The sequence below is a fragment of the Gelidibacter sediminis genome (assembly GCF_004364975.1).
Taxonomy (GTDB): Bacteria; Bacteroidota; Bacteroidia; order Flavobacteriales; family Flavobacteriaceae; genus Gelidibacter; species Gelidibacter sediminis.
In genome coordinates, this window is record NZ_SOBW01000007.1 from 1,065,192 (window position 1) to 1,078,257 (window position 13,066).

Sequence of the window (13,066 nt, forward strand, 5' to 3'; positions counted from 1 at the left end):
TTTTTAAGAGGAGTTTATATATTATTACAATTAATCTATGTTTAATGTCGAGGGTCTTGATTCTTAAAGCTCAGTGATCTTGATGCTTCTCCATGCGTCCCGATAGCTATTGGGAGAACCGCTGTAGAAGGTTTTAGGATCTTTAATTAATTTTTTATAAAAATTTTTAAAAAAAAACCCTCAACATCAGTTGAAGGTTTCTTGAGGCATCAGCGTCCCGCTAGTTATCGGGAGAACCGCTGTAGAAGGTTTTAGGTGCTTTAATTAATTTTATATAAAAATTTTAAAAAAAACCCTCAACATCAGTTGAAGGTTTCTTGAGGCATCAGCGTCCCGCTAGTTATCGGGAGAACCGCTGTAGAAGGTTTTAGGATCTTTAATTAATTTTATATAAAAATTTTAAAAAAAAACCCTCAACATCAGTTGAAGGTTTCTTGAGGCATCAGCGTCCCGCTAGTTATCGGGAGAACCGCTGTAGAAGGTTTTAGGTGCTTTAATTAATTTTATATAAAAATTTTAAAAAAAACCCTCAACATCAGTTGAAGGTTTCTTGAGGCATCAGCGTCCCGCTAGTTATCGGGAGAACCGCTGTAGAAGGTTTTAGGATCTTTAATTAATTTTATATAAAAATTTTAAAAAAAAACCCTCAACATTAGTTGAAGGTTTCTTGAGGCATCAGCGTCCCGATAGTTATCGGGAGAACCGCTGTAGAAGGTTTTAGGTGCTTTAATTAATTTTATATAAAAATTTTAAAAAAAAACCCTCAACATTAGTTGAAGGTTTCTTGAGGCATCAAGCGGATTCGAACCGCTGTAGAAGGTTTTGCAGACCTCTGCCTAGCCACTCGGCCATGATGCCAAATTTGGAAGTGCAAATGTAAAAAAAATAAACGTGGTAAGCTATATAGATCTATTTTTTTCGCTTTTCGCTCAATTTAATGGTCACTTTTTCCACATCGCCGCCAATGGGAGGATTCAATTTACTGACTGATACTGTAGCTTTGGTCACTAACTGATCTTCCTTGAAAATGCGGTTTAAAATGCGTTTTGCAACGGTTTCAAGCAAATAGGAAGGCACACGCATTTCTTCTTTTATAATTCTGTTCAGCAATACGTAATCTACGGTATCACTCAATTTATCAGAGTTTGCTGAAGGTTGTAGGTTGGCTTTAATTTTCAAATCCACCCGATAGTCACTACCAATCTTGGTTTCTTCCTGTAAACAACCATGGTGCGCAAACACCCTTATGTTCTCAACTTTTATAACACCCATAATTCCATTTATATGCACAAAAATAAGGCATTTATAGAACTAAAAAAATCCCTAATTTTGCATTAATATTCTCAATGCAGCAATACTTGCCTGCAAGAATAACAAACACGCAAGAATCCTATGTCAGAAGAATCAAAATCGCTCAATTTTTTGGAGCACATTATAGAAGAAGATTTAGCTAATGGAATGTCTAGAAATGACCTCAGGTTCAGGTTTCCCCCAGAACCTAATGGATATTTACACATAGGACATACAAAAGCCATTGGTATTAGTTTTGGTTTGGGTGAAAAGTACAATGCTCCTGTTAATTTGCGTTTTGATGACACCAATCCGGCAAAGGAGGAGCAGGAATATGTTGATGCCATTAAGGAAGATATAGCCTGGTTGGGCTATACTTGGGCGGATGAGTTGTATTCTTCAGATTATTTTCAGCAGTTGTATGATTGGGCTGTTCAAATGATTAAAGAAGGGAAGGCTTATGTTGATTCGCAATCATCTGAAGCTATGGCTGAACAAAAAGGAACACCAACCCAACCAGGTGTAGACGGACCCTTCAGAAATAGAAGTGTTGAGGAAAATCTTGCCTTGTTCGAAAAAATGAAAAATGGCGAATGTGAAGAAGGTTCGCATGTGCTTCGTGCGAAAATTGATATGAAGCATACCAATATGCTTATGCGTGATCCGATTATGTATCGTGTGTTGAAAAAGCACCATCACAGAACGGGCAACGATTGGTGTATTTATCCAATGTATGATTGGACCCATGGCGAAAGTGATTATTTAGAAGGGATATCTCACAGTTTGTGTTCGCTCGAATTTAAGCCTCACAGAGAGCTTTATGACTGGTTCTTGGATCAAGTGGTAGAATCAGATAATATTCGGCCTAAACAGCGCGAATTTGCCCGTTTAAACCTTAGTTATACCATTATGAGCAAACGTAAGTTGCTAAAATTGGTTGAAGAGAAGATTGTATCGGGTTGGGATGATCCGCGTATGCCAACTATTTCTGGGTTGCGTCGTAGAGGTTATACACCAAACGCTATCCGCAAATTTGTGGAAACTGTGGGTGTGGCCAAACGCGATAATGTTATTGATGTGGCCTTATTGGAGTTTTGCATCCGTGAAGATTTGAACAAAACCGCACCTCGAGTGATGGCTGTTTTGGATCCGGTCAAATTGGTAATCACCAATTATCCTGAAGGTAAAGAGGAGTGGTTAGAAGCTGAAAACAATCAGGAAGATGAAAGCCAAGGTTTTAGAAAAGTGCCGTTTTCTAGAGAACTTTACATTGAAAGAGACGATTTTAAAGAAGAGGCAAGTAGTAAATATTTTAGATTAACCCTTGGCAAACAAGTGCGTTTAAAAAATGCTTATATCATTAAAGGTGAGAGCGTAGTTAAAGACGCTGACGGAACTATTACTGAAATTCATTGTACCTACACAGAGGATACGTCTATAAAAGTTAAGGGTACGTTGCATTGGGTGTCTATTAAACATGCTTTAAAAGCAGAGGTTAGAGAATATGATCGTTTGTTTATGGACGCTTCGCCAGATGCCCATCCTGAAAAGGATTTTATGGAATTTCTCAATCCTGAATCCCTAAAAATTATCACCGCTTATGTAGAACCGAGTCTAAAAAACGCAAAAGTTGGAGACCGCTATCAATTTCAACGTCTGGGATACTTTAATGTAGACAAAGATTCAACAGCTGAAAAGTTAGTGTTTAATAAGACTGTTGGCTTACGTGATTCGTGGACTAAAGAAACTAAACAATCCAAAACCAATCATAAGAATGCCCAAGAACAATCCAAGCCAAAAAACAATCAACCACAACGAAAAGCTATTGATATTATTCAGCAATTAGGTAAAAAATACACCAATCTTCCTGAAGAAAAACAGTTAAAAACCAAAGCTGAGATACAAGAACTTGCCAAAAACGTGAGTTATGAAGATTTGCGACCTTGGTTTAATACTGCTGCTAAAAAAGTAGGAACGCGTATTGCCACGATGATCACTTTAAGTGTATTGTTGGGGAAAGGTCTAGAACGTAATGAAGATATTGAGGCCTTTATCGCTTCAGCAATGGAGGATAAGAATGAAGCTTTGGTGGCTGAAGCACAAGCTATATAAAAGCATTTCATATGAAATGGCTATCTCAAGATATAAATAAAAAAACCCTTCAGTTATGAAGGGCTTTTTTTTGATTATTGATTTTTTGAGTCGTTCTCTTTCTTCTTGTTTTTAGCTTCTTTCATGGCCTCGCCAATTTGGTTACTGGCTGTAAAACTAGCTACCATATTGTTCAACATATCACTACCTGCTTGAGGCGAATTTGGTAATAATATCAAGTTACTATTTACGTGTTCTCCAATAGATTGTAACGTATCATAATGTTGTGTGACCACAATTAATGCAGAGGCCTCTTGAGAATTGATTCCTACTTTATTTAGTACTTCTACTGATTCTTCCAAACCGCGTGCAATTTCACGACGCTGATCAGCAATACCTTGTCCTTGTAAACGCTTGCTTTCAGCTTCTGCTTTAGCTCGCTCAACAATTAGAATACGTGCAGCATCACCTTCAAACTGGGCAGCAATCTTTTCGCGCTCAGAGGCATTAATTCTGTTCATGGCTGCTTTTACCTGTGCATCAGGATCAATATCTGTAACTAAAGTTTTAATAATATCGTAACCGTAATCTGACATAGCGTCATTCAACTCTGTTTTAACGGCTATGGCAATATCATCTTTCTTCACAAATACATCATCTAATTTCATCTTCGGAACTTCAGCACGTACCACATCAAACACATAACTTGTTATTTGATCATGCGCATAATCCAATTTGTAAAAGGCGTCATATACTTTTTGCGAAATTACCATAAATTGAACTGATATTTTTAAGCGTACAAACACATCATCTAAAGTTTTGGTTTCTACAATAACATCCAATTGTTGAATTTTAAGACTCATTCTTCCCGCTACACGATCAATTATTGGAATTTTCATTTGTAAACCTGAATGCCGAATACTTTGAAATTTTCCAAAACGCTCAATAATTGCGGCAGATTGTTGTTTTACCGTAAAAAATGAAGAAATAATGATGATAAAAAGAATGACGGCAGTAATGGCAATAGTTATCATAAGGTGGTTTTTAAAAGGTTAGAAAATGAAAAATACTAATTTAAAACTTAATACAGTTGAAACCTGAATTTTCTTCAAATTGGGTACTATGATATTAATTGTTTTTCAGTGAATTAAGGAATTTATTAAAAAAAATATCGAAATTTACACGATAAAATCACTTATTCTATGAAATTCAATCTCGTTATTCTATTAGTCGCACTAAGTATTGCTTCTGTTACAGAAAGTCAGGCACAAAAAACCGTAAGAACAAGAAATACCCTTGGTGTATATGGTGGTTTAACACAATTTGATATTAAAACGGATAATTTTATAACCAAACCGGGACAAGGCTGGATGGTTGGACTTACGGCAGGGGTAGACCTGCCTCATAAATGGTATACCGTGAGTTATAACATACAATTGGCAGAGAATACTGTTGGAATTATGGCCAAACCTACATTGACAAGTCCGTCAGAAGAAATTGATTTTACGATGTTAACAGCACAAGTCGCTTTTTTGGTGCATGTAAAAGTTATTCAGGAATACATAACAATTGATTTAGGTCCGATGATACAATATACGGGCGACTTAGAAGTTAAAAAGGACAGTCAGAAGGATTATATTATTGAAAATTACAACCGGGTCTCCGCTAAAGATCTTTACAAAATTTCTCCTTTTAATGTGAATGGTGCCATCGGTATTTCGGCGGGTTTTCCATCATTTAAGTTACGAGGCCAATATATTTACGGGTTTACCAATATTTTAAATCAGTTAAACGATGAAACGTATGTAGGCGAAACCAATAAGAGCAAATTTAAAGGTAATCAGAGCATGTTTGCTGTAACTGCCATAATCACTTTTTAATCCAATAATAAGCCCAAGTTAAATATAGAAAAGGCTTAGTTTGAATCTTTCAAACTAAGCCTTTTCAGCATAGTATGTAATGATTAAGCGGTCTGTATCAATTTCGTAATACGTTGTGAAGTCTCAGCTTTTCCAATCATAAAAATAATTTCAAAAACATCAGGTCCTTGCATTGCGCCAACCAATGCCAAACGCAACGGTTGCATGACTTTACCAAAGCCAACGCCTTTATCGCCAATCCAAGCTTTTACATCAGCTTGTATATTATCAACCGTAAAATCTGAACTGTGATTGATAACCTGAGCCAATTCAGACATCAGGTCTCGTGTATCATCATTCATGACTTTTTTAAATGCTTTCTCATCATAGCTTTGTGGCGCTTCAAAAAAGAAGGAGGATAGCTCCCAAAAGTCTGAGATAAATGTCGCTCTTTCTTTGATCATCCCAACTACTAAGGCCACATAATTCACGTCAATTGCAGCTAATTGAGGAGTGTTTTTTTTAAAGGTTTCAGCAAGGTCGTCATCATTTTGCATTTGCATGTATTGATGGTTAAACCATTTAATTTTATCCGGATCAAAACGGGCTCCAGCTTTGTGTACGCGTTCCAATTCAAATGCTTCTATTAGTGCCTCCATAGAAAACAGTTCTTGTTCTGTACCAGGGTTCCAACCTAAGAAAGCCAAAAAGTTAACTAAAGCATCATTAAAGTACCCGTCTTCCCTATATCCACGTGAAACATCAACAGTTTTTGGGTCCTGCCATTCTAAGGGAAACACAGGAAATCCTAATTTATCGCCATCACGTTTGCTTAACTTTCCTTTACCGGTCGGTTTTAAAAGTAAAGGCAAATGCGCAAATTGAGGTCTATCCCATCCAAATGCATTATATAATTGGTAATGTAAGGCTAGGGAAGGTAACCATTCTTCACCACGAATAACATGGGTAATTTTCATCAAATGGTCATCTACAATATTTGCCAAATGGTAGGTTGGCATGCCATCACTTTTAAATAAAACTTTATCATCCAAAATGTTCGTGTCAATGCTGATATTACCTCTCACGATATCAGTCAATTGTAAGGTTTGATCTTGTGGCGATTTAAATCGGATGACATAATCTTCACCGTTATCTAATTTCTTTTGTGTTTCTTCGTCAGATAATGAAATAGAATTCAATAACAACCTTCTATTATGCCAGTTGTAAATAAAGGTTTTTCCCTTAGACTCATGATCTTTTCTGTGGTGCTCCAAACTATCAGCAGTGTCAAATGCATAATAAGCATGACCAGAAGCAATCAATTGTTCAGCGTAATCCTTATACAAATGTTTACGTTCACTCTGTCTGTAAGGTCCGAACTTTTCGTTTTTACCTGGGCCTTCATCAAAAGGAATTTGACACCAATTTAAGGCGTCAACAATATACTGTTCAGCACCTTCAACATAACGGTTTTGGTCTGTATCTTCTATTCTTAAAACAAAAGTTCCGTTGTGTTTTTTAGCGAATAAATAATTGAATAAGGCGGTACGTACACCACCAATATGAAGTGGTCCTGTTGGACTGGGTGCAAAACGCACCCTAACGTGATCAGTCATTTTGTTTGATTTAAGACTACAAAGATAGACGTTTCAAATGCAATCCGGAAGTATAGCGAAAGGTTTAGAGGTTCTTATTGATCTAAATCTTAAAACGACTCTACTAAAGAATGTAGGTTAAATTAGGACTTTGATATCTTATAATCCATAAAGAGTTTATCTGGACAAAAGAATGGATCAAACATGTCTTAAATTAACACAAGCTTATCCGTTAAGATAACTTTAGCATAAAATAAAATTGTAATTTAGTAGGTTAGATAGCCTGTCGTTTCAACTTTTTATGACCAATTTCAAAACCATACAACATAAGCTAGAGCAGTTTATCAAACGGTATTATACTAATGCGCTGATAAAGGGAAGCATTTTGTTTTTTGCCATTGGATTGCTTTACTTGCTTATTACATTGTTTATTGAATATATTCTGTGGTTGAACCCCACAGCAAGAACACTGTTGTTTTGGGTGTTTGTAGTGGTTGAAGTTGGGTTGTTTGTACGTTTTATACTTTGGCCAATATCTAAATTATTTAAACTTCAAAAAGGGATCAATTATGATGAGGCTTCCAAAATCATAGGAAGACACTTTCCTGAAGTCAATGATAAGTTATTAAACGTGCTTCAACTGCAAAGAAGTTCTGAACAGTCTGAACTTTTACTGGCAAGTATTGAACAGAAATCGGCCGAATTACAGCCTATCCCTTTTAAACGTGCCATAAATTTCAAAAGAAATATTGATTATTTAAAGTATGCCGCCATCCCAGTTATCATTGTATTGATAACGTTTTTATCCGGCCATTTTAATTTATTTAGTGACAGTTACGAGCGTGTGGTCAATTATAAAACAGCCTATGAGCCACCTGCACCTTTCCAGTTTTTTGTGGTAAATGAGGAGCTAAAGGCTGTCGAACATAAAGATTATAAATTGGTTGTAAAAACTGCAGGATCCATCGTTCCTGAAACGGCCCAAATACATTATGCAGGTGAATCGTACTTTTTAAGACCTACCAATCCCGGTACTTTTGAATATGTTTTTCCTCAACTAAAGGAAGGTTTGACTTTTACACTGTCAGCGAATGAAATCATCTCAAAACCCTATCAATTGAACTTGGTTAAGGTGCCCACTTTGGTCAATTTTGAAATGGTGTTGGACTATCCTGCCTATACCAATAGAGTTGATGAAGTTTTGAAAAGTACTGGCAATACAACTGTACCAGAAGGAACCTATGTAACTTGGAAAATTAAAACGTCCTCTACTGAACACGTTAACTTGTATGCTGCTGATACTGTGCGTTTAGAGCGACATGATTCTGGCCTATTTCAAACTTCCAAACGGTTATTTTCTCGCTTGGATTATACGATTTCTACCAGCAATCAGGAGCTAATGGATTATGAAAATCTTGCTTACAGTATCCAGGTTGTTAAGGATGCTTATCCTGAGCTTAACGTTAAGGTTGAACGGGACTCCATTGATAAAAAATCGCTTTATTTTTATGGACAGGCAAGTGATGATTATGGATTGAGTAAGCTGCAGTTGGTATATTATAGTACTGAAGCAGAGGCCACTAAACAAGTGCAGTCTATACCAATTGGCGATTCAAATTTTACTGAATTTTTTAGTGCGTTCCCAGATAACTTGGCCTTAGATGAGGGCGTAACTTATGAATTGTACTTTCAAGTGTTTGATAATGATGCCATTCATAATTATAAAAGTATAAAGAGCAATGTTTTTACGTATAGAAAACTTACAAAGGATGAAGAAGAACGCAAACAATTAGAAGAACAGCGTGAAACTATAAAAAATTTAGACAATTCCTTTGAGAAATTGAAACTTCAAGATAAGCAATTAGAGGAATTGTCAAAAACACAAAAAGAAAAGCAACAACTTAATTTTAGTGATAAGAAGAAACTTGATAATTTTATTAAGCGTCAGAAGCAGCAAGAAGAAATGATGCAAAACTTCAATGAGCGTTTAAAGGAAAACTTAAATAATTTTCAGGATCAAAACCAAGACCATGACCCTTTTAAGGATGATCTCAAAAAACGTTTGAATGATAATGAAGAACAGCTTAAACAGGATGAAAAACTGTTGGAAGAACTTCAACAGCTTCAAGACAAAATTCAGAAGGAAGAGCTTAGTGAGAAGCTGGAACAACTGGCAAAGCAAAATAAAAATAAACAAAGGAGTCTCCAACAATTATTAGAATTAACCAAGCGGTACTATGTTGCTAAAAAGGCTGAAAAATTACAACAGCAACTTGAGAAATTGGCACATAATCAGGATCAGCTCTCTAAAGCACCTGATGCATCAAACACTAAAGAAAAACAGGAAGAATTAAATAAGGAGTTTGAGGACTTTCAACAGGAATTGGAAGATCTTAAAAAGGAGAACGAGGAGTTAAGGAAACCAATGAATTTGCCGCAAGATGCAGCTGCTGAAGAAGACATTAAAAAAGATCAGCAGGAGGCATCCGATCAATTGGAGAAGAAAGCAGAGGCCGAGGAAAAAAAGAACACCAATGAGGCACAACGAAATAATAAAAATGCTCAAAAAAAGCAACAGGATGCTTCTAAAAAAATGAGACAAATGAGTGCTAAACTCTCCCAATCTATGATGGGTGGAGGTGGAGAGCAGTTACAGGAAGACGCAGCAATGTTGCGGCAAATTTTGGATAATTTGGTGTTGTTTTCGTTCGAGCAGGAAGCCTTGATGGATCAGTTTAAGCGTATCCAGATCAACCATAATCAATATGGTAAATTTTTACGTAAGCAAAGTAGTTTAAGAGAGCATTTTGAACATATTGATGACAGTCTGTTTGCATTATCACTACGTCAGCCAAAATTATCGGAACAGGTTAATAGTAAGATTACAGAAGTGTTTTTTAATATAGATAAATCCATGGGTCAGTTGTCAGAGAATTACCTATATCCCGGGATAGCAACACAACAATATACCATAACGGCAACAAACGATTTGTCTAGTTTTTTAAGCGATATTCTTGATAATATGGAAGCCTCAATGAATTCTGGTCAGGGTGAAGGATCGGGCAGCGGCAAAGGGCAAGGTCAAGGTGGAATGCAATTGCCTGATATTATAATTAGTCAGCAAGAATTAAACAAACAGATGGAACAAGGTCTTAAAGAGTCCAATACAGGGGCTTCTAAAGAGGGAAAAGAGGGACAGGATGGTGAAGGAAACAATGGTAATCAAGGGCAAGGTAGTGGTGGTGAGAATGGCAATGATGGTAAATCTGACGGCAATGGCGATGGCGCGTCTGAACGGATGAATGGAGAGTTGTATCGAATTTATCAGGAGCAACAGAAACTGCGTCTAGCGTTAGAAGACAAATTGAACCAATTGGGAAGGTCAGCCCAGGGATCACAGTTGTTAAGGCAGATGGAACTAATTGAATCTGATTTGATTAATAAAGGTTTTACAAATCAAACTTTACAACGCATGATGAACCTTCAACATCAATTGCTTAAGCTTGATAACGCTACTTTTTTGCAAGGTGAAGAAGAGCGGCGTGAGTCTAATACAAATGACAGACGTTTTGAAAATTCAACGAATAATCTGATACCTAAAGCTAAAGAATATTTTAATACTACTGTAATATTAAACAGGCAAGCTTTACCTTTGCAGCAACATTACAAGCTCAAAGTACAGCAATATTTTAAGAAGGATAATGATTAGCTATAACTACGAAACGGAATTTTTACTAGAAAACGAATCTGTATTTACAGATTGGGTATCTAAGGCTATCAGGGATGAAGGTTTTAAGGAAGGAGACATTAATTATATTTTTTGTGATGATGCGTATCTATTAGAACTGAATGTAGCATATTTGGATCATGATACACTTACAGATATTATTAGTTTTGATTATACCATGGGGAAACAGATAAATGGAGATATTTATATTTCTGTAGAACGGGTTAGGGAAAATGCTTCGGAATATGGTGTAAGTTTTAATAATGAATTAAGCCGTGTAATGATTCATGGTATATTACATTACTGTGGGTACAAGGACAAATCGGAAACGGACGTATCCATGATGCGTTCGAAAGAAAACTACTACATAGCTCAATTGACCTGAATCTCAGGAATTCACCGTATATTTGCAAACTTTATTTTAGGCCTTCAATAATTGGAGAGGTTTTTGGGTCTGTATGAGTATAGGTATATAACATACCTTAAAAACGTGTTCCACGTGGAACATTAAATTTTATAAAAGTGATACACAATGTTTGAGAATGTATATGATGTGATAGTTGTGGGCGGGGGTCATGCAGGCAGTGAGGCCGCTGCTGCTGCTGCCAATATGGGTAGTTCTACGTTATTAATTACCATGAATCTTCAAAACATTGCTCAAATGTCTTGCAATCCGGCCATGGGTGGTATTGCTAAAGGCCAAATTGTGCGTGAAATTGATGCTTTAGGAGGATATAGTGGAATTGTGAGTGATACGTCGGCAATACAGTTTAAAATGCTTAATAAATCTAAAGGTCCGGCCATGTGGAGTCCGCGTGTGCAAAGTGATCGAATGCGTTTCGCTGAAGATTGGAGACTGATGTTAGAAGGGACTCCTAATCTCGATTTTTACCAGGAAATGGTCTCAGGATTGATCGTAGAGAACGATGCGGTTGTTGGCGTTAAGACTTCTTTGGGACTTGAAATTAAGGCAAAAACGGTAGTGCTCACAAACGGAACTTTCTTAAATGGACTTATACATATTGGTGATAAGAACTTTGGTGGTGGACGTTCAGGTGAAAAGGCCGCCACGGGGATTACGGAGCAGTTGGTAGATTTGGGATTTGAATCTGGCAGAATGAAAACTGGTACACCGCCTAGGGTGGATGGTCGATCCTTGGATTATTCTAAAATGGAGGTTCAGCCTGGAGATACCATACCGGAGAAATTTTCATTTTCTGACGTTACCAAACCGTTGACTGTTCAGCGTGATTGCCATATGAGTTATACCAGTCCATTGGTGCATGATTTATTGCGTGAAGGTTTTGATAGATCGCCAATGTTTAACGGTCGTATTCAAAGTACGGGGCCAAGATATTGTCCATCTATTGAAGATAAAATTAATCGATTTGCTTCAAAAGAACGTCATCAATTATTTGTGGAGCCTGAAGGTTGGAATACGGTTGAAGTGTACGTAAATGGTTTTTCCACATCGCTTCCGGAAGACGTTCAGTTTAAAGCCTTACGTTCTGTGGTGGGATTTGAAAAGGTTAAGTTTTTTAGACCTGGCTATGCGATAGAGTATGATTATTTCCCGCCTACCCAATTGAAACATACTTTAGAAACGAAACTGGTAAAAGGTTTGTTTTTTGCTGGTCAAATTAACGGAACGACTGGGTATGAAGAAGCCGCTTCACAAGGTTTAATGGCAGGGATCAATGCCGCCCTTCAAGTACAGGAACGTGAAGAATTCATCTTGAAACGCAACGAAGCATATATTGGGGTGTTGGTAGATGATTTAATTACTAAAGGAACGGAGGAGCCTTATAGAATGTTCACTTCCCGGGCGGAATATCGCACATTGTTACGTCAGGATAACGCTGATTTAAGATTGACTCCTAAAGGATATGAACTTGGTTTGGTAGGAGAGAAGCGTCTAAAGCGAATGGAGGAAAAACATTCCAAAGCCGAAAATTTTGTAGATTTCTTTAGAAATACTAGTGTGTCAGCAGAGGAGATCAACCCTATTTTGGAAGTCAATAATTCTGCCCCTGTGAATCAATCTGGGAAGTTGTTTAAAATTTTTGCAAGGCCTAATATCTCAATGACAGATATTCGGAAAATAGATAGCGTGGAGGCTTATATACAAGAGCATCATCTCGATAAAGAGATTATAGAACAAACAGAAATTCAAGTTAAATATTCTGGTTATATCGATAAGGAAAAGAATAATGCCGATAAATTGAATCGTCTGGAAGATTTAAAAATACCTGCCAATTTTGATTATTCTCAATTGAAGAGTATGAGTATTGAAGCACGTCAAAAATTGGAAAAAATTCAACCTCGAACCATTTCTCAGGCATCTCGTGTAAGTGGTGTTTCTCCAAGTGATGTCTCTGTACTTTTAGTGTACATGGGCAGATAAATTAGAAAATAATTAGAATGTTCCACGTGGAACGTCTGCTTTTTAATTCACTTAATTGAATGAGGAATAAAGTAGAATTCGTAAATTCTTAAACTCTTAT

At 36.8% G+C, this 13,066-nt stretch carries 8 protein-coding genes and 1 tRNA gene; 5 read left to right on the forward strand and 4 right to left on the reverse strand.

All coding sequences use genetic code 11. The features are described from left to right. Positions 1 to 787: 787 nt before the first annotated feature. Both BXY82_RS04530 and folB read right to left on the reverse strand, forming a co-directional pair. Positions 788 to 858 (reverse strand) — tRNA-Cys (locus BXY82_RS04530). A gap of 51 nt (positions 859 to 909) precedes the next feature. Then, positions 910 to 1,272 (reverse strand): dihydroneopterin aldolase, encoded by a 363-nt coding sequence (folB, locus tag BXY82_RS04535; protein ID WP_133756973.1) that lies wholly within the window; start codon positions 1,270 to 1,272, stop codon positions 910 to 912. Between the two features lie 120 nt (positions 1,273 to 1,392). Between folB and BXY82_RS04540 the strand changes: the two genes are divergently transcribed. Further along, complete coding sequence (locus BXY82_RS04540; protein ID WP_133756974.1) at positions 1,393 to 3,402, forward strand: glutamine--tRNA ligase/YqeY domain fusion protein; 2,010 nt, start codon at positions 1,393 to 1,395, stop codon at positions 3,400 to 3,402. Positions 3,403 to 3,476: 74 nt separating this feature from the next. On the opposite strand, the gene BXY82_RS04545 is transcribed toward BXY82_RS04540, so the two are convergent. Continuing rightward, positions 3,477 to 4,415, reverse strand: coding sequence for an SPFH domain-containing protein (locus tag BXY82_RS04545; RefSeq protein ID WP_133756975.1), 939 nt, complete (start codon positions 4,413 to 4,415; stop codon positions 3,477 to 3,479). Positions 4,416 to 4,583: 168 nt separating this feature from the next. On the opposite strand from BXY82_RS04545, the gene BXY82_RS04550 reads away from it, so the two are divergent. Then, the gene (locus BXY82_RS04550; RefSeq protein ID WP_133756976.1) at positions 4,584 to 5,261 is read left to right on the forward strand and encodes a hypothetical protein; all 678 of its coding nucleotides are present in this window, start codon (positions 4,584 to 4,586) and stop codon (positions 5,259 to 5,261) included. An 83-nt stretch (positions 5,262 to 5,344) separates the two neighbouring features. Here BXY82_RS04550 and gltX read toward each other — a convergent pair whose 3' ends face one another. After that, positions 5,345 to 6,856, reverse strand: a complete 1,512-nt coding sequence (gene gltX, locus BXY82_RS04555; protein ID WP_133756977.1) for a glutamate--tRNA ligase — start codon at positions 6,854 to 6,856, stop codon at positions 5,345 to 5,347. Between the two features lie 280 nt (positions 6,857 to 7,136). Between gltX and BXY82_RS04560 the strand changes: the two genes are divergently transcribed. The 3 genes from BXY82_RS04560 (at position 7,137) to mnmG (ending at position 12,966) form a co-directional block, all read left to right on the forward strand. Further along, positions 7,137 to 10,544, forward strand: a complete 3,408-nt coding sequence (locus BXY82_RS04560) for a DUF4175 family protein (RefSeq protein ID WP_133756978.1) — start codon at positions 7,137 to 7,139, stop codon at positions 10,542 to 10,544. Beyond that, positions 10,537 to 10,947: an rRNA maturation RNase YbeY gene (ybeY, locus tag BXY82_RS04565; protein ID WP_133756979.1), complete on the forward strand. Its 411-nt coding sequence runs from the start codon at positions 10,537 to 10,539 to the stop codon at positions 10,945 to 10,947. The genes BXY82_RS04560 and ybeY overlap by 8 nt, the downstream gene beginning before the upstream one ends. A gap of 147 nt (positions 10,948 to 11,094) precedes the next feature. Beyond that, positions 11,095 to 12,966 carry a tRNA uridine-5-carboxymethylaminomethyl(34) synthesis enzyme MnmG gene (mnmG, locus tag BXY82_RS04570; RefSeq protein WP_133756980.1) on the forward strand — a complete coding sequence of 624 codons (1,872 nt, stop codon included), beginning with the start codon at positions 11,095 to 11,097 and terminating at the stop codon, positions 12,964 to 12,966. Positions 12,967 to 13,066 lie beyond the last annotated feature (100 nt).

Excerpts from the sequence above, each read along its gene's own strand:
- folB (WP_133756973.1), bottom strand. The coding sequence starts at position 1,272 with ATGGGTGTTATAAAAGTTGAGAACATAAGGGTGTTTGCGCACCATGGT.
- BXY82_RS04540 (WP_133756974.1), top strand. The coding sequence starts at position 1,393 with ATGTCAGAAGAATCAAAATCGCTCAATTTTTTGGAGCACATTATAGAA.
- BXY82_RS04545 (WP_133756975.1), bottom strand. The coding sequence starts at position 4,415 with ATGATAACTATTGCCATTACTGCCGTCATTCTTTTTATCATCATTATT.
- BXY82_RS04550 (WP_133756976.1), top strand. The coding sequence starts at position 4,584 with ATGAAATTCAATCTCGTTATTCTATTAGTCGCACTAAGTATTGCTTCT.
- gltX (WP_133756977.1), bottom strand. The coding sequence starts at position 6,856 with ATGACTGATCACGTTAGGGTGCGTTTTGCACCCAGTCCAACAGGACCA.
- BXY82_RS04560 (WP_133756978.1), top strand. The coding sequence starts at position 7,137 with ATGACCAATTTCAAAACCATACAACATAAGCTAGAGCAGTTTATCAAA.
- ybeY (WP_133756979.1), top strand. The coding sequence starts at position 10,537 with ATGATTAGCTATAACTACGAAACGGAATTTTTACTAGAAAACGAATCT.
- mnmG (WP_133756980.1), top strand. The coding sequence starts at position 11,095 with ATGTTTGAGAATGTATATGATGTGATAGTTGTGGGCGGGGGTCATGCA.